Origin of the sequence: Corynebacterium maris DSM 45190, assembly GCF_000442645.1 — a bacterium.
In the GTDB taxonomy this organism is placed as follows: Bacteria; Actinomycetota; Actinomycetes; order Mycobacteriales; family Mycobacteriaceae; genus Corynebacterium; species Corynebacterium maris.
In genome coordinates this window covers 1191649-1214324 of the sequence record NC_021915.1, presented here as the reverse complement: position 1 = coordinate 1214324, position 22676 = coordinate 1191649, and the positions used below count along the sequence as shown (strand labels likewise).

16 protein-coding genes are annotated in these 22676 nt (G+C 66.5%); 10 read left to right on the top strand and 6 right to left on the bottom strand.

Going from position 1 to position 22676, the window contains the following annotated elements; all coding sequences use genetic code 11:
* Positions 1 to 10 precede the first annotated feature (10 nt).
* From B841_RS05735 to B841_RS05720, 4 genes are all read right to left on the bottom strand, one after another.
* Complete coding sequence (locus tag B841_RS05735) at positions 11 to 1456, bottom strand: multicopper oxidase domain-containing protein (protein ID WP_020934544.1); 1446 nt, start codon at positions 1454 to 1456, stop codon at positions 11 to 13.
* On the bottom strand, positions 1453 to 2676 hold the full coding sequence (locus B841_RS05730) for a hypothetical protein (protein ID WP_020934543.1): 1224 nt from the start codon (positions 2674 to 2676) through the stop codon (positions 1453 to 1455). Before B841_RS05730 ends, B841_RS05735 begins: the two co-directional genes overlap by 4 nt.
* Complete coding sequence (locus B841_RS05725; protein ID WP_020934542.1) at positions 2673 to 3818, bottom strand: hypothetical protein; 1146 nt, start codon at positions 3816 to 3818, stop codon at positions 2673 to 2675. Before B841_RS05725 ends, B841_RS05730 begins: the two co-directional genes overlap by 4 nt.
* 207 nt (positions 3819 to 4025) lie before the next feature.
* Positions 4026 to 4496, bottom strand: a complete 471-nt coding sequence (locus B841_RS05720; protein ID WP_020934541.1) for a molybdopterin-binding protein — start codon at positions 4494 to 4496, stop codon at positions 4026 to 4028.
* Positions 4497 to 4795: 299 nt separating this feature from the next.
* On the opposite strand from B841_RS05720, the gene B841_RS05715 reads away from it, so the two are divergent.
* The 8 genes from B841_RS05715 to B841_RS05680 all read left to right on the top strand — a co-directional run bounded on the left by B841_RS05715 (position 4796) and on the right by B841_RS05680 (position 16716).
* Positions 4796 to 6133 carry a nitrate/nitrite transporter gene (locus B841_RS05715; protein WP_041631772.1) on the top strand — a complete coding sequence of 446 codons (1338 nt, stop codon included), beginning with the start codon at positions 4796 to 4798 and terminating at the stop codon, positions 6131 to 6133.
* A 50-nt stretch (positions 6134 to 6183) separates the two neighbouring features.
* On the top strand, positions 6184 to 9945 hold the full coding sequence (locus B841_RS05710) for a nitrate reductase subunit alpha (protein WP_020934539.1): 3762 nt from the start codon (positions 6184 to 6186) through the stop codon (positions 9943 to 9945).
* Positions 9945 to 11570: a nitrate reductase subunit beta gene (narH, locus tag B841_RS05705; protein ID WP_020934538.1), complete on the top strand. Its 1626-nt coding sequence runs from the start codon at positions 9945 to 9947 to the stop codon at positions 11568 to 11570. Before B841_RS05710 ends, narH begins: the two co-directional genes overlap by 1 nt.
* Positions 11571 to 11580: 10 nt before the next feature.
* The gene (narJ, locus tag B841_RS05700; RefSeq protein WP_020934537.1) at positions 11581 to 12288 is read left to right on the top strand and encodes a nitrate reductase molybdenum cofactor assembly chaperone; all 708 of its coding nucleotides are present in this window, start codon (positions 11581 to 11583) and stop codon (positions 12286 to 12288) included.
* Positions 12289 to 12311: 23 nt separating this feature from the next.
* Positions 12312 to 13094 carry a respiratory nitrate reductase subunit gamma gene (narI, locus tag B841_RS05695; protein WP_020934536.1) on the top strand — a complete coding sequence of 261 codons (783 nt, stop codon included), beginning with the start codon at positions 12312 to 12314 and terminating at the stop codon, positions 13092 to 13094.
* Between the two features lie 101 nt (positions 13095 to 13195).
* Positions 13196 to 13969 (top strand): molybdate ABC transporter substrate-binding protein, encoded by a 774-nt coding sequence (gene modA, locus B841_RS05690; RefSeq protein WP_020934535.1) that lies wholly within the window; start codon positions 13196 to 13198, stop codon positions 13967 to 13969.
* A 21-nt stretch (positions 13970 to 13990) separates the two neighbouring features.
* Positions 13991 to 15925, top strand: a complete 1935-nt coding sequence (locus B841_RS05685) for an ATP-binding cassette domain-containing protein (RefSeq protein WP_020934534.1) — start codon at positions 13991 to 13993, stop codon at positions 15923 to 15925.
* Positions 15926 to 15939: 14 nt separating this feature from the next.
* A complete protein-coding gene (locus B841_RS05680; RefSeq protein WP_041631771.1) occupies positions 15940 to 16716 on the top strand; it encodes a helix-turn-helix transcriptional regulator in 777 nt (258 codons plus the stop codon).
* Between the two features lie 14 nt (positions 16717 to 16730).
* Here B841_RS05680 and thrB read toward each other — a convergent pair whose 3' ends face one another.
* Positions 16731 to 17660, bottom strand: coding sequence for a homoserine kinase (gene thrB, locus B841_RS05675; RefSeq protein WP_020934532.1), 930 nt, complete (start codon positions 17658 to 17660; stop codon positions 16731 to 16733).
* Between the two features lie 30 nt (positions 17661 to 17690).
* Positions 17691 to 19031 (bottom strand): homoserine dehydrogenase, encoded by a 1341-nt coding sequence (locus B841_RS05670; RefSeq protein WP_020934531.1) that lies wholly within the window; start codon positions 19029 to 19031, stop codon positions 17691 to 17693.
* 1246 nt (positions 19032 to 20277) lie between these two features.
* Between B841_RS05670 and B841_RS05665 the strand changes: the two genes are divergently transcribed.
* The gene (locus tag B841_RS05665; protein ID WP_020934530.1) at positions 20278 to 21978 is read left to right on the top strand and encodes a sodium:solute symporter family transporter; all 1701 of its coding nucleotides are present in this window, start codon (positions 20278 to 20280) and stop codon (positions 21976 to 21978) included.
* Positions 21975 to 22103: a putative transporter small subunit gene (locus B841_RS14045; RefSeq protein ID WP_020934529.1), complete on the top strand. Its 129-nt coding sequence runs from the start codon at positions 21975 to 21977 to the stop codon at positions 22101 to 22103. The genes B841_RS05665 and B841_RS14045 overlap by 4 nt, the downstream gene beginning before the upstream one ends.
* The last annotated feature ends 573 nt before the right edge of the window (positions 22104 to 22676 follow it).

Genomic DNA, 22676 nt, shown 5'->3' with positions numbered 1-22676 from the left:
GGCCGCCCCGTCACTCGGTGACGACGATGGAGCCGCGCTGGCCCTTTTCCGCGTCCGTCATCTGGTGGTTGACGAAGACGTAGGTGCCCGGCTCGTCGAAGGTGAATTCGACGAACCCGCCCTGGGCGGCCAGCAGGCTCACCGCCTGCGATCCGGTGCCCTTCTGCCCCGCGTCGCGGATGAGGTAGTCGCCTTCCGACCAGACCGTGTCGAAGCTCTCGCCGACCACGTGGAAGCTGAGCGGGTTGTCCGGCCCGACGTTCATCAGCCACATGCGCACGGTGTCGCCGACCCGGTGCTCCAGCGGGGCCAGGTTGTACTGGTTCGGGTACCAGTTGAAGCCGGTCAGGTCGTACTGCCCGTCGCTCACCCGCTGCGCGTCGGCGCCGACGTCCGGATCCCCGAGAAACATTTCGTGGGCGACCAGGAGGTACTCTTCGTCCACGTCGCTCAGCGCCTCGTCCGAGTCGGCGGGCGGGTCGATGACCACGGCGCCGACCATGCCGTTGGCGATGTGCAGGCTCATCGGCAGCGTGGCGCAGTGATACATCCAGATGCCCGAGCGGTGGGCCACGAATTCATACGTCAACGACTCGCCCACCGGGATCTGCGCCATGTGCTCGTCGGGGTTGACCTCGCCGGCGTGGAAATCGACGGAGTGGTCCATCGTGCCCTCGTTGTGCAGCGTGATGCGGAAGGTGTCGCCGACGGCGCCGCGGAGGGTGGGGCCGGGCGCCTGGCCGTCAAACAGCCACACGACCTGCTCGTGGCCGGGCGCGATCTGGCGGATTTCCTCGGTGATGGTCCACTCATGTTCGTGGACCGTGCCGGTGGGCGCCGGCGGCAGCACGGGGTCGAAAGGCTCGAAGCCCTCGTGGTCGACGGTGCGCTCCGCGAGGGTGGGCACGTGCGCGAGCGGGTTGGTCAACGCGTCCGCGCCCGCCGGCGCGTTCTCGCCGCCGGCGTCGGTGACCACGACGTCGAAGGTCATGCCCATCGCCTCGTGCCCGGCCACGGTGCATGTGCCCTGCACGGATTCGGTGAACACCCCCGCTTCCAGCGTCACGGTCTCGCCGGGGCGGATCAGCCCGGTCTCGGCGTCGCGGATCTGCAGGTCGTGCTGCATGGAATCGCTGTTGGTGACCTCGAGGATAAGCTCGGTGCCGGCGGGGACCTCCACCCGGTTGGGCACGAACAACATGCCTTGGACGTCGACCTCGAAAGTCATGGTTTCACCGTCGACGGCGGCCACGGCGGCGGCGGAGGTAGCCGTGTTCGTTTCCCCGGCGTCGTTCGACTGCCCGGCCGAGGTCGTCAACGACACCGCGAGGACGACGACGGCGGCGACCGCCAGGCCGATCAGGATCCAAGAGGCCCACTCCGAGCTCTTCGACCCGGTGGCCCGTCCGCCACCCGCGCGTTCTGTTTTTCCGGACGGACCGATCGGAATACTCATAGATTCTCCATTCGATACTGGGCGACGACCGCCCTGATGATGTGCATGACATGTCCCGCCAGGCCGAGCCCCAGCAGAATCAGCCCCGCCTCCTTCGCCGGCCCGTCCGCCGCGAGCAGCGCCAACAACGCGCCCAGATTGAGCAGGACGGTCCGGGCGTAGCCACCGCGGTCGGCCAGGCTGCGGGCGCGGCGGACCTTGTCGGGCCCGCCGCCGATCAACGTGGGCAACAGGTGGTGCAGCACCCCGGTGACGAGCTGCAGCAGCCCGCCGCCCAGGAACGAAGGGGCGAGCAGCACCGTGGTGGCGCGGGCGTCGGCGCCGCCGATGAGGCTGGCGGCGTCGGCGGCGGACAGCGCGATCAGCCAGACCATACCGGCGGTGACGGACGCCGCCGCGGTCGTCCACCGCCCCTGGCCCGCGAACATGGTGGCCATGATCGGCTGGGCCACCATGACGGCGGCGAGCACGGTCAGCAGCTGCGCTGCCCCCGCCCACTCAGTCAGCCCCAGCGCCTGTAGCAGGACGGCCGCAGTCAGGCCGGCGCAGTGCACGGACAGCGCCCGGGTGCAGCGTCGGCGGGCCACCTCCGAGATCGGCGTCGACGACAATGTCGGCAGGAGCGTGACGACGGTACCCAGCACCGTCAGCCAGGAAAACCCCCACACGGTGGCCCGTGAGTGTGCGCCGATCAGGTCGGAGTAGTCGCCGACGCCGTTGCCCGCCAGCGCCGCCAACAAGATCGCCAGGATCAAAAAGGCGGCGGCCGCGACATAAAACGGCACGGTGACGGCGAAGCGCCCCGCCAACGAGCCCCGGAGCCGGCGGACGATGACCGCGATGTGCCAGAGCAACACCGCGATGACGGCGCCGGCGGCCACATCGGACAGCACGCCCCAGTCATACCCGGCCCGGTCCACGAGCAGGGCGATCAGCGCCACCTGGATGATCCCGACCCGGATCGCCACGAAAGTGCTCCGACCCGCCCCGGTGCGGGTCAACGCCTCCACGAAGTGGGTGGAGTAGACGATGACGGCGGTCGTCACCGCCCCGACCGTGAAAGTGTGGACGACGTCCCACCAGGCGACGGACGCCCCGAAGCGATGGGCGACGGCCACGCCGACCCCCACGAGCATCCACCAGATAACGGCTGCCGCCGCGAGCGTGTGCCACCGGCCGCGGGCGCGGAGAGAGACGTCGGAAACGGTCAGGGCGGTCACCGGACGACCCTTTCCCGGGCGGCGCCGGGACGGCGCCGGGTGAGCGCGCGACGCCCGGTGAGAAACACGGCGACGCCGAGGAAGAGGAGGACGGCGATGACGTTGATCACGCCGCCGGCCTGCCAGAGAGCCGTCGCTTCGCGGAAGTCACCGATGAGGCGCAGCGCCAGGCCTGCGTGCAACAGCACGACGGCGACGTACATGACCGGGTGGTACGGCAAGGTGCGCCTGATCACCGAGGTCAGGATGATGGGTGCGTGGGCGAAGATCATGGAGATGACGAACCCCAGGAAAATGGCGTGCACGCCGGCGTCGTAGACGAACCCCGTCTCCAGGTGACCGAACGCGACCCAGATCGCGCCGCCGACGACCAGCCACAGATACCCCAGCAGCATGCACACCGCCGAGTAGCGGGGCAAGCCCGTGGAGTTGACCAGGTGGCGGGCGACGTCGACGCGGACGGTGGTCAGCGCCACCAGGATGAGCACGACGCCCATGACGGCGAAGCCGATCTGCGGGTGGACGAGAAACACCAGCGACGACGCCGCCAGCGCGAGGACGAGGGCGGTGACCCGCTCCTCGGCGGCCGCGCCGGTGAAGGACACGCGCGCCAGTTCGAGGCGCTCGCCGATGACGGTGGCCACGGCGAAGAGCACCCCGAGCGGCATGGCGTAGGCGAACACCTCTCCGGAGGCCCAGACAACCGCCGCCGCGACGCCGCCGAGGACGCCGACGGCCTGAGTCAGGACGGCCAGCGTCGGCTGACGTCGGTGCACGACGACGTAGGTCAGGCCGAGCACCAGGAAGCTCAGCGCGAAGAACACGCCCGGCACCGCTTTGGGCAGGCCCGCCAGGGTAGTCACGACCCCTGCCGCCGAGGCAGCCGGGCCGAGCCATGCCCAGCGGGCGCGCACCGCCACGGCGCGCTCCAGACCGATGGCGCCGCCGACGAAGCCGAACACCATGAGCGGGCCGTGGTCGACGGCCAAGTCCGCGGCGGGGGTGTTCAGCCAGTGGCCCAGCCGGGCGATGGCGGCGATCAGCCCGGTGAGGACAGAGATTCCTGCGAAGAGCAGGAAGAAGAAACGCAGCCCCGAGGGTGCGCTCCAGGAGGGGGTGGCCCCCGATCGCCTATTTGTCACGACTTTTATCGTACTATTGGCGACGCCGATCCCCAACCGGGGATCAACCCCGCCACGCCGGTGGACCCCTAGCCCCGATCGCCCCGCACGACCCGATCGGCGCCCCGCGCAAAGTTGAGGGGCGAAAGGAGATCCCTGCGTTGGATTACCTTCAGGAAGTCTCGGCCGTCCGGCGCCCGAAGTTCCCCCCCCGCATCGCCCAGCCAGTCACTGGAACCGCTCGAAGATGCTCCCCAACAGCGGCAGCACGACCCCCAGGCTGTCCGAGACCCCGCCGGGGGCGCTGGGGGCGTTGACGATCAGCGCCGCCCGCTCGTCCCGGGAAGTCAGGCCGATGAGCCCGCGCGAGAGTCCCGCCTGGCGCGAACTCTTCAACCCTTCGACGAGCACCTGCGTCTCCAGGCCGGTCAACCGGCAGTCCAGCCGCTCGGCGGTGACCTCGGGAGTGAGGTTGCGCGTGCCGACGCCCGTGCCGCCCGTGGTCACGATGAGCCGGACGCCGTCCGCTAGGGCGCGGTCAATCTCCCGGGCCACCGCTTCCCTGCCCTCCGGCACGACGACCTCTCGGCCGGCCTCGATCCCGGCGTCGGCAAGCAACTTCCGCGCCCGCGGGCCGGATTTATCCTCCCTCTCCCCGGAGTGGACGCGATCGGACACGACGATGACGGCGGCTCTCATGCGTCCCATATTGGCACGGCGCAAAACCTCCGAGCATATTTTACCCCCGGGAAAATATAATTTTCGTCACATAAAAGAGCACCTTTTCTCAGGCTGCACTTTGGTGATCCGTCACACACGCCCACTGCCAGCGCCTCTCTTTCTCGTCCAGAATTAGCGAATGGCAATATGCTCTAATTAAGCACGGAATGGGCCGGGGAAAAGAATGGACGAGCAGGTCAGCCTTCATTATCCTGGTGAATATTGCACGAATTAATCGGTGACAATTCATTTCCGCACCGCTCCTAGTGAGGATCACAATGACAACGTTGGACACATCTCAACGCGTTCTCCACGGATGGGACCCGGAAGACCCCGAGAAGTGGGACTCCAAAATCGCCTGGAAAACGCTCTGGATCTCAACGATCACACTTTTCATCGGGTTCTGTACGTGGTATCTCGTCTCCGCCATCGCCCCGATGCTCAACCAGATCGGCTTCGACCTCTCCGCCAGCCAGCTGTACTGGCTGACGTCCATCCCGGGCCTGGCGGGCGGCATCCTCCGCCTGGTCTTCATGTTCCTGCCCGCGGTCCTGGGCACCCGCAAGCTGGTCACCCTCTCCTCCCTGCTGTTCATCCTGCCGATGCTCGGCTGGTTCTTCGCCGTCCAGAACACCGACACCTCCTACTGGTGGCTGCTGACGCTCGCCTTCCTCACTGGCATCGGCGGCGGCGTGTTCTCCGGCTTCATGCCGTCGACCGGCTACTTCTTCCCCAAGTCCAAGTCCGGCACCGCCCTCGGGCTGCAGGCCGGCCTGTCAAACCTGGGCATGTCCTTCATCCAGCTGGTCAGCCCGTGGCTGATGGGCTTCACCCTGCTGGGCATCGGCTTCGTCGCCCCCACCCGCAGCGCCGCCACCGGCGAGGCCCTGTACGTCTACAACCCGGCGATCGTGCTGGTGCCCTGGGCCATCGTCATGGCCGTCATCGCCTGGACCCAGCTCAAGGACGTCCCGGTCACCGCCAACTTCAAGCAGCAGATCGACATCTTCGGCAACAAGAACACCTGGATCATGACGGTGATCTACATCGCCGGATTCGGCGCCTTCGCCGGCTTCACCGCCCAGCTCGCCCTGCTGATCAACAACACCTTCGGCGTCTCCTCCCCGCTCGCCGACACCTACGCCCTTGAGGACCTGCCCCGCGGCGCCGCCTGGGCCTTCCTCTTCCCGCTCGTCGGCGCCGGCGTCCGCGCCCTGTGGGGCCCGCTGTGCGACAAGTTCGGCGGCGCCGTCTGGACCTTCATCGGACTGGTCGGCATGACCGTCTCCACCGCCGCCGCGGCGCTGTTCCTGAACCCGGACTCCCCGGACGCCTTCACCCCGTTCTTCATCGCCATGATGGTCATGGCCTTCTTCTCCGGGCTGGTCAACGCCGGCTCCTTCAAGCAGATGCCTATGATCCTTCCGAAGCGCCAGGCCGGCGGCGTCATCGGCTGGACCGGCGCGATGGGCGCCTTCGGCCCCTTCATCGCCGGCGTCCTGCTCTCCCTGATCGCCCCGGCCACCTTCTTCTGGGGATGCGTCGTGTTCTTCGCGTTCGCCGCCGTGCTCGCCTGGATCTATTACGCTCGGCCTCACGCCCCCTTCCCTGGCTGACAGGCCTTTCGCTCACTGCCTCACCCCGACTAGCCGCAAAGGATGACACTTTGACTACCGCCAACACTCAGGCCGCCAAGCCCGATGACTCCAACACCAACCCGCTGTTCAAGTTCGGGGGCTTCCTCCGCAAGGGTGACGTGGGCTCGGAAGGCCAGCAGATCTTCCTCAAGGGTGGGCGCGAAGCGGACGTGTTTTACCGCAACCGCTGGTCCTTCGACAAGATGGTCCGCTCCACCCACGGCGTCAACTGCACCGGCTCCTGCTCCTGGAAGGTCTACGTCAAAGACGGCGTGATCACCTGGGAGTCCCAGGCCGTCGACTATCCGTCCACCGGCTCCGAGATGCCGGACTACGAGCCCCGCGGCTGCCCCCGCGGAGCCTCCTTCTCCTGGTACACCTACTCGCCCACCCGCATCCGCTACCCGTATGTCCGCGGCGTCCTGCTGGACATGTACCGCGAAGCCAAGCGGGAGCACGGCGACCCGGTCATGGCCTGGCGCTCCATCGTCGAGGACCCGGCCAAGCGCGACGCCTACGTCTCCCAGCGCGGCAAGGGCGGCATGATCCGCGCCTCCTACACCGAAGCCGTCGAAATCGCCGCGGCCGCCCACGTCTACACCACCAGCAAGTGGGGCCCGGACCGCATCGCGGGATTCACGGTCATTCCGGCCATGTCGCAGGTCTCCTACGGCGCTGGCACCCGCTTCCTGCAGATGATCGGCGGCGTGGCCCTGTCCTTCTACGACTGGTACGCCGACCTCCCGCCGGCCTCCCCGCAGACCTTCGGCGACCAGACCGACGTCCCGGAGTCCGGCGACTGGTACAACTCCGCGTACCTGATGATGTGGGGCTCCAACATCCCGGTCACCCGTACCCCGGACGCCCACTTCATGACGGAGGTCCGCTACAAGGGCACCAAGGTCGTCGTGGTCTCCCCCGACTTCGCGGATAACACCGTCTTCGCCGACGAGTGGCTGCGCATCTCCCCCGGCGCCGACGCGGCCCTGGCGTTTTCCATGGGCCACGTCATCCTCAAGGAATTCCACGTGGAGAAACAGGAGCCGTACTTCCTGGAGTACATGCGCAAGTACACCGACGCGCCATTTTTGATCTCGCTGGATCAGCGCGAAGACGGCGGCTACACCGCCGGCAAGTTCCTCACGGCCTCCCAGTTGACCGGCGTCGACGAAGAGCTCGCCGGCACCCCGAACGCCGCCCACCGTCTGCTCATGATGGAGGCCGACGGCCGCGTCGTCGACCCGGGCGGAACCATCGCCGACCGCTACGGCGACGAAGGCGAAGGCAAGTGGAATCTCAGCCTCGAGGGGCTGGACCCCGTCATGTCCATCGCCGACACCGAGGACTTCGACACCGCCGAGGTGCTCATGCCACGCTTTGACCTCGACGCCAACCCCGACGACGTCGACGGCAACGGCCCCATCGGCGCCGGCATCGTCGCCCGCGGCGTGCCCGTCCGCCGGGTGGGCGACCAGCTGGTCACCACCGTCTTCGACGTCATGCTGGCCAACTACGCGGTGCCCCGACCCGAGCTGAACCTGCCGGGCGAATGGCCCGCCGACTTCCACGACGCCTCCACCCCGGGCACCCCGGCCTGGCAGGAAGGTCTGACCGGCGTGCCCGCCAACGCCGCGATCCGCATCGGCCGGGAGTTCGCACAAAACGCCGCGGACTCACAGGGACGCTCCCAGATCATCATGGGCGCCGGCGTCAACCACTACTTCCACGCCGACAACATCTACCGCACCTTCCTGGCGTTGACCTCCATGTGCGGCACCCAGGGCGTCAACGGCGGCGGCTGGGCCCACTACGTCGGCCAGGAGAAGCTGCGCCCGCAAAACGGCTGGTCGCAGTACGCCTTCGCCCTCGACTGGCAGCGCCCGGCGCGCCAGATGATCACTACCGGCTTCTACTATCTGACGACCTCCCAGTGGCGCTACGACAACTCGAAGGCCTCCCGGCTGGCGTCGCCGTTGGCGAACCGGGACGCCGTCGGCGACAAGTCGCTGTCCGACACGCTGATCGAGTCGATGAAGCGCGGCTGGATGCCGTCGTACCCGCAGTTCGACCGCAACCCGTTGATGCTGGCAGACCAGGCTGAGGCAGCGGGCATGGACGTCAAGGACTACATCGTCTCGGAGCTGGAGAGCGGGAACATGAAGTTCGCGGCCGAGGATCCGGACGCCCCGGAGAACTGGCCGCGTATCCTGCTCAACTGGCGCACCAACCTGATGGGCTCCTCGGCCAAGGGCACGGAGTTTTTCCTGCGTCACATGCTGGGCGTGGATTCGGACGCCACCGCGAAGGAACTCGAGCCGCACGAGCGCCCCGAGTCCCTCGTCTGGCACGACGAGGCCCCGCAAGGAAAGCTCGACCTGATGTTGACCACGGACTTCCGCAACACCTCCACCACGCTGGTCTCTGACATCGTGCTGCCTGCGGCGACCTGGTACGAGAAGCACGATCTGTCCACCACGGACATGCACCCGTTCATCCACTCCTTCAACGCGGCGATCAACCCGCCGTGGGAGGCGCGCACGGACTTCGAGGTCTTCCGCGATCTGGCCGACGCGTTCTCGCAGATGGCGACCCGTTGGCTCGGCACCCAGACGGACATCATCGCCTCCCCGCTGGCCCATGACTCGGCGGACGAGTTGAACATGGCCAACGGCATGGTCCCCGACGTCGAGAAGGAGGGCCTGCAGCCAGGCAAGAACATGGCCAAGCTCATTCCGGTGGAGCGCGACTACACCAAGGTCTTCGAGAAATGGATGCACTTCGGCCCCCTGACCGAGGAGAAGGGCACCAGCGTCCACGAGACCGATTACGACGTGACGAAGCAGGCCCAGGAAATGGCCCTGATCAACGGCGCCTCGGAGACGGCGTCGGCGGGCGTGCGCCCGGACTTGGACACTGAAATCAAGGTGATCGAGTTGATTTTGCACCTGTCCGGCGTGTCCAACGGCGAGGTCGCGCTCGAGGGTTTCCGCAACCAGGGCAAGCGCGTGGGCACGGACATGACGCCGTTGGTGGCCGGCAACGAGCAGACCAAGATCACTTGGGACGCCGTCAAGGAACGCCCGACGGAGGTGATCACCTCGCCGGAGTGGTCCGCCGACAAGCGGGGCGGGCGCCGGTACACCGCGTTTTCCATCAACATCGAGTGGGATCGGCCGTTCCGCACCCTCTCGGGCCGCATGCACTACTACCTCGACCATGACTGGTACATCGATTACGGCGAGCAGCTGCCGATCTTCCGCCCGCCGCTGGATCGCCTCCACCTCAACGGGGAGAACAACCCGGGTGAGCTCGTGCGCGGCGAGGACGGCAACCCGGAGGTCACGGTCCGCTACCTGACCCCGCACAACAAGTGGTCGATCCACTCGCAGTACTTCGACAACCTGCACGTGCTGTCGATCTCCCGGGGCGGCCAGGTGGTGTGGATGTCGGACAAGGACGCCGAGAAGATCGGCGTCAAGGACAACGAGTGGATCGAGGCCTACAACCGCAACGGCGTGGTCTCCGCCCGCGCGATCGTCTCCCACCGCATCCCGGCGGGGACGGTCATCATGAACCACGCGCAGGAACGCACGGTGGGCACCCCGCTCAACGAACGCTCCGGCCGCCGCGGCGGCACCCACAACTCTTTGACCCGCATCATGATCAAGCCGATCCACGTCGCCGGCGGTTACGGCCACCTGACCTACGGCTTCAACTACATCGGCCCAACCGGCAACAACCGCGACGAGGTCACCCGCATCCGTCGCCGCTCCCAGGAGGTGCAGTTTTAATGAAGGTAATGGCACAAATCGCGATGGTCATGAACCTGGACAAGTGCATCGGATGCCACACGTGCTCCGTCACCTGTAAGCAGGCATGGACCAACCGTCAGGGAACCGAATACATTTGGTTCAACAACGTCGAGACCCGCCCGGGTCTGGGGTATCCCCGCGGTTGGGAGGATCAGGAGAAGTGGCAGGGCGGCTGGGTCCGCACCCCGAACGGCAAGCTCAAGCCCAAGGCCGGCGGCCGGCTGAAGAAGCTGCTGACCATCTTCCACAACCCGAACCTGCCCACGATCGAGGACTACTACGAGCCGTGGACCTATGAGTACGACAAGCTGCTGACCGCCCCGAAGGGGCTGCACACGCAGCCGACGGCCCGCCCGGTCTCACAGATCGACGGCCGTCCGATCGACACCATCTCCTGGTCGTCGAACTGGGACGACAATCTCGGCGGTTCGCAGGAACTGTTGGAGCAGGACCCGGTGCTCAAACAGATGAACCTGTCGGTGCAGAAGGAGATCGAGGACTCCTTCATGTTCTACCTGCCGCGCATCTGCGAGCACTGCCTGAACCCGACGTGCGTGTCCTCCTGCCCCTCGGGCGCGATGTACAAGCGTTCGGAGGACGGCATCGTGCTGGTGGATCAGGACCAGTGCCGCGGTTGGCGCATGTGCGTCTCCGGCTGCCCGTACAAGAAGGTCTACTTCAACCACAAGTCCGGCAAGGCCGAGAAGTGCACTCTGTGCTACCCGCGCCTGGAGGTCGGCCAGCCGACCGTGTGCTCGGAGACGTGCGTCGGCCGACTGCGTTACCTCGGTGTGCTGCTCTACGACGCCGACCGCGTCGCCGAAGTCGCCGCCACCCCGGATCCGCAGGACCTGTACGAGGCACAGAAGTCGCTGTTCCTGGACCCGCGGGACCCGGAGGTCATCCGCGCCGCGGAGGCCTCGGGCATCCCGCACTCCTGGATCGACGCCGCCCAGCAGTCCCCGATCTGGGACCTGATCTTCACCTACGACGTGGCGCTGCCGCTGCACCCGGAGTACCGCACCCTGCCGATGGTCTGGTACATCCCGCCGCTGTCGCCGGTCGTCGACGAGGTCACCGCCTCCGGCAACGACGGCGAAGACCACCAGGTGCTGTTCTCCGCGCTGTCGAACATGCGCATCCCGCTGGAGTATCTGGCGGGGCTGTTCACCGCCGGCGACACCAGGCCGGTGGAAAAGTCCCTGCGCAGGCTGGTGGCCATGCGTTCGTACATGCGCGACATCAACCTCGGCAACCCGCCGCAGGAGTCCATCGCGGAAGCCGTCGGCATGACCGGCAAGGAGGTCGAGGGCATGTACCGGCTGCTGGCCATCGCCAAGTACGACGACCGCTACGTCATCCCGACCGCCTCCCCGGAGACTCCGCGCGGCATCGCCGGCCTGGACCCCTTCGGCGACACCGACCCGGCCCGCGCCATGGATTCCTTCCCGGACCTGGGCATGGGCGCTCCGGAGGCCTGCAGCTCGGAAGGCTGCGGCTGCGGCGACCACGACGCCGGCGACGGAGCCCAGGCAGGCAAGGTGTCGCTGCTGTCCTGGTCCGGCGACCGCCCCGACTCGATGTTCCCGCCCAGAAAGGACTAGTGAGCGAGCCATGAATCCCACCCCAGTCCGCACTCCGGCCGGTCTCGTCCCCGCCGAATTCGTGCAACCGGTGGCCGTCACTGAGGAACAGCGGCGCACCCTGTCCATGGCCGCGTCCCTGCTGCTGGCATACCCGGAGGAAGACGGCGTTTTCCTGGACAAGCTCGACGCCGTGGAGACGCAGCTGGATCAGCTGCCGGAGGAGATCGCGGGCGAGTTCCGCTCCTTCCTCGCCGCCGCCCGCCAATTCGGAGAAAGAGCCATGGCGGAGCACTACGTCTCCACCTTCGACCAGCGGCGGCGCTGCTCGCTGTTCTTGTCCTACTACTCGGTGGGCGACACCCGGCAGCGGGGCGCGGCGATCTTGGCCTTCCGCCAGGGACTCGCGCAGCTCGGCCTCGAGGAGTTGACCGACGAGCTCCCGGACCACCTGTGCGTGGTCTTGGAGGCGGTCGCCCGCACGGAGGGCGACGCCCACGCCGCGGCCGTCGAGTTCATCGCCGCGCACCGCGACGGCGTGGAGGTGCTGCGCTCCGCCCTGGCGTCGACGGGCTCGCCGTACGTCTCCCTCATCGTCGCCGTGTGCATGGGGCTGCCGAGGGTCGACGAGGACACCGCCAACAGCTACATCGACCTGATCCGTTCCGGCCCGCCGGCCGAGATGGTCGGGATCAACGCTCAGCTGCCCTTCCCCTCCGCTCAACCCGACCTCATCTAACCTGCGCAAAAGGACATACGGACATGAGTAACTTCGAAACCTTCCTGTGGGTCGCGTTCCCGTGGCTGGCGATCGCCGCGTTCGTCATCGGCGTCATCTGGCGGTGGCGCACCGACCAGTTCGGCTGGACCACCCACTCCTCCCAGATCTACGAGTCCAAGCTGCTGCGCCTGTCCTCGCCGATGTTCCACTGGGGCATCGTGCTCGTGGTGATCGGTCACCTCATGGGCCTGGGCATCCCCAACACCTGGACCCGCGCCGTGGGCATCTCCGACGGCGTCTACCACTGGATCGCCGTCATCCCCGGCACCATCGCCGGCGTCTTGACGGTCCTCGGGCTGATCGGCCTGCTGTACCGCCGTATCAAGAACCGCTCGGTGTTCCTGGCCACGTCGACCTCCGACAAGGGGATGTTCTTCTTCCTCGGCCTGGCCATCCTCACCGGCTTCTGGGCGACCCTGTCGACCCAGGTGTTCACCACCGGGCACGGCTACGACTACCGGGAGACGCTGTCACCGTGGCTGCGCCAGCTGCTGATCTTCAACGCCCAGCCAGAACTGATGGCCGACGTCCCGTGGCAGTTCAAGCTGCACGTCGTCGCCGGCTTCGCGCTCATCGCGATCTGGCCGTTCACCCGCCTGGTGCACGCCTTCTCCGCGCCGGTGGGCTACGTCCACCGCCCGTACGTGGTCTACCGCTCCCGCGACGTGCGCACCGACCCGCGCCGCTCCCACGTGGCCTGGGAGCCGGTGCGTTCGCGCACCGAGCAGCTCGACGCCAATGAAGCGCCCTCCCGCGGCGCCTAGCCACCCCGGCCCCGGCCGAGACCACCCGGCCGCCGGATAACATCAGGGACTGCCCGCCTCACCGCCGGCAGTCCCTGTTCCTTGTCTCCCAGGAGTACGCCATGACCCGCCTGCCCCGCCCGCTCGCCCGGGCTGCCACCCTGCTCGGCGCCGCCGTCCTGCTCACTGGCTGCACTGCCCCGGGCACCGGGACAACCGGGGCCACTGACCTGCAGGTCTTCGGGGCCTCCTCGACCCGGGTGATCAACGACGAACTCTCCGCCCTGGCCGCCGAACTGGAACCACCGCACGAACTGACCTTCAACAACGACGGCTCCGGCACCCTGGTCACCCAACTGCATGAAGGCGCCCCGGCGGACGTGCTGATCACCGCCGACGAGCACAGCATGGACCAAGCAGTCGCGGACGGCAGCGTCGACGAGCCGCGGCACCTGGCCACCAACACGATGGTCATGGTCGTCCCCGCCGGCAACCCCGCCGGCATCGACTCCGTCGACGACCTGGCCGACGACCGCGTCGACCTCGTCCTCTGCGACCCGCAGGTCCCCTGCGGCCGCGCCTCCGAACGGCTCATCGAACACAACGACCTCACCCTCGACCCGGTGTCCCTGGAAGGCGCGGTCGGCGACGTCCTGGGCAAAGTCCACAACGGCGAAGCCGACGCGGGCTGGGTCTACCGCACCGACGCCGCGGCCGCCGGCGACGACGTCGAGGTCATCGACATCCCCGGCGCAGAAAACGCCCCCACCACCCTGTGGGTCGCCGCGGCCACCGCGTCGCAGACCCCGGAGCGGGCCGCGGCGCTCGTCGAGCTGATCCTCTCCCCCGACGTCGCCACGATCCTCGCCGACGCCGGCTTCACCCCGGCCGCCTGACCACCGTTACCGAGACATCCCGTGACTTCTACGTTTCCGCTGTCGCCGCCACGCCCGGCCCCCACCCGCACGCCGGCGGCGTTCACCGTCGTGGCCCTGGTGGCGATCTTCTACATCGTCTTCCCGATCTTCGCCCTCGGCCTCCGCGTCCCGTGGGGCGACCTGGGCGAAGTCCTCACCTCCCCGGACACCGCCCAGCTACTGTGGCTGACGTTGTCCGCCGCCGTGCTGTCCACCCTGCTGACGCTGCTGCTGGGCGTTCCCCTGGCGGTATGGCTGCAGTCCTTGCGCCGGGGCGCCCAGCTGGCGCGCCTGCTCGTACTCTTGCCGCTGGCGATGCCGCCGGTGGTCGCGGGCCTAGCGCTCAGCGCCGCCGCAGGCAATCGCGGCGTACTCGCACCCCTCCTCGACGCCGCCGGCCTCACCCTGGCCTTCGCCTTCCCCGGCGTCGTCGTCGCCCACACCTTCGTCTCCCTGCCGTTCGTCATCGTGACCGTGGACTCTGCCCTGCGCCAGATCGACCGGGAGGTGCTGCACTCCGCCGCCGGGGTGGGCATGAGCCCGCGCCGGGTGCTCACCCGGATCACACTGCCCACGGTCACCCCCGCCCTGGCCACCGGCGCCGGCCTCGCGTTCGCCCGTTCCCTGGGCGAGTTCGGCACGACGATCACCTTCGTCGGGTCGATGCCGGGCGTCACCCGCACCATGTCGCTGGCCATTTACCTGGAGCGGGAAATCGACCGCGACAACGCCTACGCGCTGTCGGCCATCCTGATCATCCTGGCGGTCGTGGCGCTGGCCATGGCGTCGCTGCCTGCGCTGTTGCGCCGGGACGCCGCACCGCGGGCGCGCTCGATCACGGCGATGGACGCCGAGAAGCTGCGTGATCTGACCCGACCCACCGCCGGAGGCGAAACCGTGGCCGTCACCTCCGCCGGGGTGGAGTCCGTCTTCCCCGCCAACCAGATCACGGCGGTGGTCGGACCCAACGGCTCCGGGAAGTCGACGCTCATGGGGCTGATCGCGGGCCGGCTGCGTGGCGCGGACGCCCGGATCGGCGACCGCACCGTCGACGGGCAGTCGTTCCTGCCGGCCCACCGGCGCGGCGTGGTGCTGCTGACCCAGAAACCGGGGCTGCCCCGGACGGCCACCGTCCAGCAGGCGCTGACCATGGTGACCCGGGACGCCGCCCGCTCCGAGGAGCTTCTCGACGCCGCCGGGTTGACTGCCCTCGCCGACGTGGCGGTCCCGTCCCTGTCCGGCGGTCAGGCCGCGCAGGTCGCCCTGGTCAGAGCCTTGGCGGCCCGCCCTCGGGTGCTGATCCTGGATGAGCCGCTGGCCGCGGTCGACGTCGCCTCGGGCACCCGGTGGCGGCGGTTGTTGCGGGCCACCGCCGGCGACCGGACCACTGTCCTCGTCACCCACGACCCCGTCGACGTCGCAGGCCTCGCAGACCGACTCGCGGTGCTGGCGGAGGGCCGTGTCGTCGCTGCCGGGCCGGTCAACGAGCTGTTGTCGGTGCCTCCGACCGACTTTGTCGCGGAACTTGCCGGATTAAATGTGGTGTCAGGCTTAATTTCGGGAAAATCAGTTGATAAGATTACAGTGAACAGCGCTGGTCTCACTCTGATAGGCGTCCCCCCTCAATGGATTTCCGCTGAGGATCTCACGGTCGGCTCCCCCGCGGTCGTGACGGTGCCACCGGAGGCGACCACGTTGAGAATTCCCGGCTCCACGCCGAGGGAGTCAGCGAGCAACGTCTGGCCCGGCACTGTCTCGGCCGTCGACGCCGCCGGCATGGTGTCCGCCACGGTCACCGTGACACTGGACAACGGCTCGACGATCGCAGTACCCGTCACCAGGTCGTCGGCGCTGTCTCTCGGACTGGAGGCGGGCACGAGGGTGGAATGCGTGACGAAGGCCCTCTCCGTCACGGTCCACCCACACGGCAGCTAGCAGGAAAGGCAGGAATGAGAACCTCACACATTCCACGACCCACCACGGAACTCTTCCCGGAGTCGTTGAATCTCAGCCCAAAGCAGCGGGAGGTGCTCAACGTTCTGCAGAGCTTTCCGGAAGGCGCACGCGCCATTGAGGTCGCGGACCGGCTCGGCATGCACGTCAACACGGCTCGTGGTCACCTCGACGAGCTCGTCTCCAAAGACGCGGTCCGCGTGGTCACTGCCCCGGCCAGCGGCCGCGGCCGCCCGTCGCTGATTTTCCGGGTGCGCATCCCCGACAACCGTGAGGTCGCCAACGAATACGTCACACTCATCGAACTGCTGATTTCCATCCTGTCGGATCAGGAGACGATGAGCCCCGAGGACACGGACAAAGCCCGCCAGATCGGCAGGTACTGGGCACGGCAGATGAAGCTGGACGGCCGGGCCTTCGACTCGACGGACGACACCGTCGACATGCTCTATCAAAAGCTGCGGGAAATGGGCTTCGACCCGAATATCCGCAGCGACGACGACTCGGCCGGCGAAGACTCTGACGGCAGCACCGTCCTGGCCCTGAACGCCTGCCCTTTCGTCACCGAAAAGGGCAAACGCCCCTCCCCCTTCATCTGCGCCATCCACGAAGGGTTCATGCGGGAGGCCCTCGGCGACCTTCCGGAACAGCCGGGCAAAGTCGTGATCTCGCTGCGGCCTTTCGACGCCCCCGGCCAGTGCGGCATCACCTTCGGCAACCAGGCCAGCGACTCGGACTTACCCGAGGCCCTTCCCGAAGCCACCGGGTCTTAAGCCCGCCGCCGGCGTCAGGCTTGGGAGACCTCGACGGTGACCGGGCCGGCGACGTCGAGGTCGATCACCCGCAGGCCATCCGCGCGGGCCTGATCCAGAATGTTGTCGTCGACCGGGCCGGTGGACAACACCATGACGGTCGGGCCAGCGCCGGAGAGATACGCCGCATAACCCCGGTTGCGCAGCCGGTTGACCCATTCCGCGGTCACCGGCAGCACGTCCGACCGGTAGGGCTGGTGCAGCCGGTCACGGGTGCCTTCCTGCAGCAATTCGGGGTGCGTCTGCAGCGCCACCGTCATCACCGCGACGCGGGAGACGTTGAAGCGGGCGTCCTGGTGCGTGACCTGCTCGGGCAGGACGCGGCGCACGGCGTTGGTCGACGCGTGAAAGTTCGGGACCAGGGCCGTGGCGCGGATGTCGGCGTGGACCGGAATGCCCACCGCCTTGTAGGTCGGCTGGCTGTGGCCGTCGACCGGGATCTCCGTCCAGGACACCACGGCGTCACCGAGCACGGACGCTGCCGCGTTGTCCGGGTGCCCCTCAAAAGCGGAGGAGAGTTGAACGATCTCTTCCACGCCCAATGGAGCACCGGCGAGGCCGTTGGCGGCGGACACGCCCGCCACCGCCGCCGCCGCGGAGGAACCCAGTCCACGGGACTGCGGGATGGTGTTGGTGCACGTGACCTTCAACCCCGGGGCCACGGCGTTCGCGGCGTGCAGACCGGTGCGGATGGCTTTGACCACCAGGTGCGAAGAATCCTTCGGCAGATCGTCGGCGCCTTCGCCGAAGACCTCCACCTCCAGACCCGATTCGGTGATCTCCACCTCGACCGTGTCATAAATGCCCAGGGCCAGGCCCAGGGTGTCGAAACCGGGCCCCAGGTTCGCAGAGGAACCGGGGACCGTGACGGTGACTTTCGTGCCGGGGATCAGCTCAATGCTCATGCGTACAGCGTACCCCGCGGCCGCGGCCTCCTAGCCGTCGAGGCGGATGACGCTGTTGATCTCGTGGACGTAGTCCAGCTGGCTGAGCTCGTCGACGATCTGCGCCAGCTTCGACTCCTTGGCGGAATGCGTGACGATGACCAGGCGTGCGCGGGAGTGACGCTCCTCCTCTTCCTGACGCAGGGTACGCAGCGAGACGTCGGAGTCGGCGAACTTGGTGGCCAGCTCTGCGAGGACGCCGGCGCGGTCCGCGACGGACATGTCGATGTGGTAGCGGGAGGTGACCTCGCCGAACTCCGCGATCGGCAGGTTGGCGTAGGTGTTGTCGCCCGGGGCGCGGCCACCGTGGACCTTGTTGCGTGCGGCGCCGACGAGATCGCCCAGCACAGCGGAGGCGGTCGGGGCGCCGCCGGCGCCGTTGCCGTAGAACATTAGGGAGCCGGCGGCCTCGGAGTCGACGTAGATCGCGTTGTAGGACTCCTTGACCGAGGCCAGCGGGTGCTCGCTCGGGATCAAAGTCGGGTGGACGCGGGCGTTGACGGACTCTTCGCCCTTGTCGTTGGTGACCTTCTCGCAGATGGCCAGCAACTTGATGGTGTAGCCGGCCTTGCGGGCGGCCTCGATGTCGTCGGCGGTGACCTTGGTGATGCCCTCGGTGTGCACGTCGTCGAACTTCACGCGGGTGTGGAACCCCAGGGAGGCGAGGATCGCGGCCTTGGAGGCAGCGTCGTGTCCCTCGACGTCGGCGGTCGGGTCAGCTTCGGCGTAGCCCAGGCGGGTCGCCTCGGCGAGCGCGTCGTCATAAGTCGCGCCGGTGGAGGTCATGGCGTCGAGGATGTAGTTGGTCGTGCCGTTGACGATGCCGGAGATCCGCTGCACCTGATCGCCCGCCAGCGAGCGACGCAGCATGCCGACGACCGGGATGGCGGCGGCGACGGCAGCCTCGAAATACAGGTCGACCTGTGCCGCGTCAGCGGCTTCGGCGAGCTCGTCGGCGTGAGCGGCGACCAGCGCCTTGTTGGCGGTCACGACGGACTTGCCGGCGTTGAGCGCCGCCAACACGATGCGGCGCGGGTAATCGATGCCGCCGATGACCTCGACGACGATGTCGACGTCTTCGCGCTCGACGAGGCTCATGGCGTCGTCGGTGAGCAATTCAGCGGGAACGCCCGGGCGCTGCTTCTCCAAGTCGGAGACGGCGATGCCCTTGAGCTCCAGCGGTCCACCGATGCGGGCCGCGAACTCCTCGGCGTATTCGTCCATGAGGCGGACGACTTCCGTGCCGACGGTGCCCATACCCAGAACGGCGACTCCCACGGGTTGGCCGATTCCCTTGCCGGGTTTGAAAGTGGACTGCTGGGTCATCGTCATGGTTCTCCTGTCGCATCTGCCGGGCGGCTGGGGTGACGCCCGGCGGTTACTGGTCAAACGTGTACCTCCCCGACAGTCTAGATAACTGAGGTCACTCACGCTGGCCGGGGGTGCACCAGCCCAGTGTAGACCAAGCGGTACATTTTCACCCTCCTCCCGAAGCTTTGGGGCCCGGGACGGGGCTTCCGACTCCGGCCGCCCGCACACATGACGAGTTTTATATTTCTCCCCCGCCCCAAGGCCGGGGCCCCGCCCCGCGCGACACGGGACAGATAGAGCGGAAGCAACGAGGGGATGTGCAGGGAAATTCTCGAAAACCGGTGAAACTGCCGGAGCGGCAGCTGCGGAACAGGGCGCCTTGTCCAGGCGTCATCTTTATGCGTTTTCCCAGCCCCTATTGAACCGTTTGTCAGAACACTCCCTCTATGAATTCCATAACAGACATAAGGGTTATGCGCGCCTCTTCGGTGGGACTCCCAATAGTGGGGACTCCCCGCTTCACTGCGCCGTCGGAACCGCCACTAGCCAGCGCGTGAGGGTGAGGCCGGCCCCAAAAGTGCGCCCCCGGCACAGCCCCGCAGCCGTCCGGCGTCGGTTTCGCGCCCGGGAAATGCGGGAAATAGACAAAAGAAGGCAAGGCAATTCATCCCCGTTGTCTCTTCAAATTCCAATGACCGTACCCTCATGAAAACCAGGAAAATATCTGACGAAACTTGTGTGATATTCAAATTCTACATGCCGACCAATAGGCTCCTAGCGGGAGAAATAATTAATGCAAATAATCCAGTAAATATCTGGAAATACCTTTCGAACATAAACCCCCACACCAAACCCCACCCTCCGCTCCCCGCATACGTGCAGCTCACAGAATGGGAGGTGCACCGGAGGGGGCTGCCCGGCCGACAGCCCCTCCCGCCCGACGGCCGCCCGAGCTCGGGGCAACACCGGCGTGTATTGCGGCAAAGCGTAGAGAATAGATTTTTCAAAAATTATCAACCATAGCACGTCTACTTCTGCCTTTAAATAGCCAAATCTTTGATTTGTCTGGATTGGGTAGCCCTGTTACGTTGATTCGGTGCTTAAATCGCCCCGTAGGCAGAATGGTGTGTATTTGCTTTAGTGGGACCGAAAGGCCGTGGCGCGTCGCCCCGGCCCCCTGATGCCGCGGGTCAATTCAATTCTTCGGTCCCGAAGTATTGGAGGAGATGTGGACGGCTTTCAGTTCAGTTCATGGGCAACGATATTGATGTTGGTCGCGTTCTTCGGCGCCACCTTCCTGTTGACCCTGACCATCCGGGAAAGCAAAGAAAACGCCGATGGATTCATGGTGTCCAGCGGATCGATCGGTTTCGGTTTCTCCGCCTCGTCAATGACGGCGACCTGGGTCTGGGCGGCTTCTTTCTACGCAGCCGCCGAGGCCGGTTACGTCTACGGAATCTCCGGCCCCATCCATTACGGGCTATGGGGCGCGTTGATGATTCTGTGCATCTACCCGTTCGGAAAACGCTTCCGATCGCTTGCGCCGCACGCGCACACTCTCGCTGAGCTGGTTCATGCCCGGCACGGATCGTCCAGCCAGATGCTGCTCGCGGTGTCAAATATCGCCGGCAGCCTCATCAGCCTGACGGCGAACTTCACCGCCGCCGGAGCACTGATTTACATCCTGACCCCCTTCAGCTTCGGCACCGGTGTCCTGGTGGTCGCCATCGGCGTCCTGGGCTACACGATCTGGTCCGGATTCCGCGCCTCGGTGCTCACTGACTTTGTCCAGTTGGCCGCCATGATGGGCGCCGCGGTCATCATCATTCCGACGATCTTCTTCGCCGCCGGTGGCCCGGACATGCTCGAGACGGGCATGGCCTCCCTGGAGCGCCAGGATCCGCAGATGGCGAGCTTCTGGTCGCAGGACGCCTTCCTCTACCAGGGCGCGCCCTACATGGTGGCGGTCCTGGCCTACGCAGTCGGAAACCAGACGATCACGCAGCGTCTGTTCGCGGTGCGTCCGGACCGCATCAAGTCCACCTTCATCACCGCCACCTTGGGCTACGCCGGCACCGTCATCGGTCTAGGCATGCTCGGCGTCATCGCGGCGATGATCGGGATGCAGCCGGCGGACGACAACCCCAACAACCTCATCCCCCAGATGGGCGTGGAGTTCCTGCCCGTCGCCCTCATCGTGGCGCTGTTCATCATGGTGATCGGCTCGCTCGCCTCCACCGCCGACTCCGATATCTCAGCTCTGGCGGCAATCGCCATGACCGACATCTACGGCAAGAACCTGGCCCGCGGCCGGGTCAAGCCCAAGACGATGCTGATAGTCGGCCGCATGACCATGATCGGCGCCACCGCCTGCGGCGTCGCCTTGGCCTTCGCCAACTTCAACATCCTGGATCTGCTGGTCTTCGTCGGCGGCCTGTGGGGCGCCCTCGTCTTCCCCGTGATCGCGAGCTTCTACTGGAACCGCCTCACCAGCAAGGCCTTCGTCATTTCCGTCGTGGTCGCGGTCGTCTTCTTCCTGCTGACCCGCTTCGAGCTGATCCCGATGTTCGGCATTCAGGCCGTGGTGTTCGAGCTCTTCGCCGCCATCGGCGCCGCCTCCGCGGTGGGCCTCCTGGCCCGCGGTTTCCTCGGCCGCTGGGCCGGTGGAATCGCGGCAGCGGTCATGTTCGTCGCCATGGTGCCGATCTTCCTCGGCTTCCTCCGCGACTACCCGGCATTGATCAGTGCGCTGGTCGCTTACGGCATCAGCACCACCCTGTGCGTGCTCATCAGCCTTCGCAGCAAGGAGTACTTCGACTTCGACCTCATCGATGAGCGAGTGCAGTCCTTCCACGACGAGGAGCCCCGCAAGACCACCGTCACGCAGGAGCCCGCGAAGGTCGAAACCACCACTACCCTGGAACGTGACGGCGACGGCACTGGCCCGAAGGGAGGTGTTCGCGAATGACCGCACTGATGACTGGTTACATCCTGGTTTGGCCGGCCCTTGCTGGAATCGTCCTGATCCAGCTCACCTTCGGCGTGATCAAGGACTACCGAGATGCACGCCGAGAGGGACGCAAGGTCGTCTGACACGACTTTCTGCCTCCCCCGCCGCCGCGGAGCCGCACACGGCTCCGCGGCGGTTCCGTCTTTCCGGACGCCGGGCACATCTTTTGGAGCAGAGACGTCTCCCTTCGTCATCACCGCCGTGCTGACCCCCGGTGTTCTCTGCCTGCGGACTCACCGTCGAAAACGGGATCTGCGCCATCACCGAAATCGAGGCAGGCAAGGCTGCCGAAGCACAGGTTCTTATCGACGAATCATGGCCGAGGATCATGGAAAAATTCAAGCAGCAGGTGCCTCGCACCGGCGGACCTGACCTTGCTTCCCCACCATTCATCGTTCCGACGACAACAAGAGGAGCCCGGGCAGGCTTCGGGTGCCGTGAAAAATCTTCTTGTAGCCCATCAGTGCGGGAAAGAGTATAAATCCTAGGAATTAGATTCATTCCCTCCAGTGCTAAAGCCAGCCCCCCGCCCAGCCCCACCGCTGAGGGTGGGAAAATTCAGAGGCGCAGCGCGGCAGTCAGCCTCTCAAAAACTCGCCGTTCCCGCACATGAGACCGGCAAAGCAAAGACGAAATAAGGTGTACGCTGGAAGAAT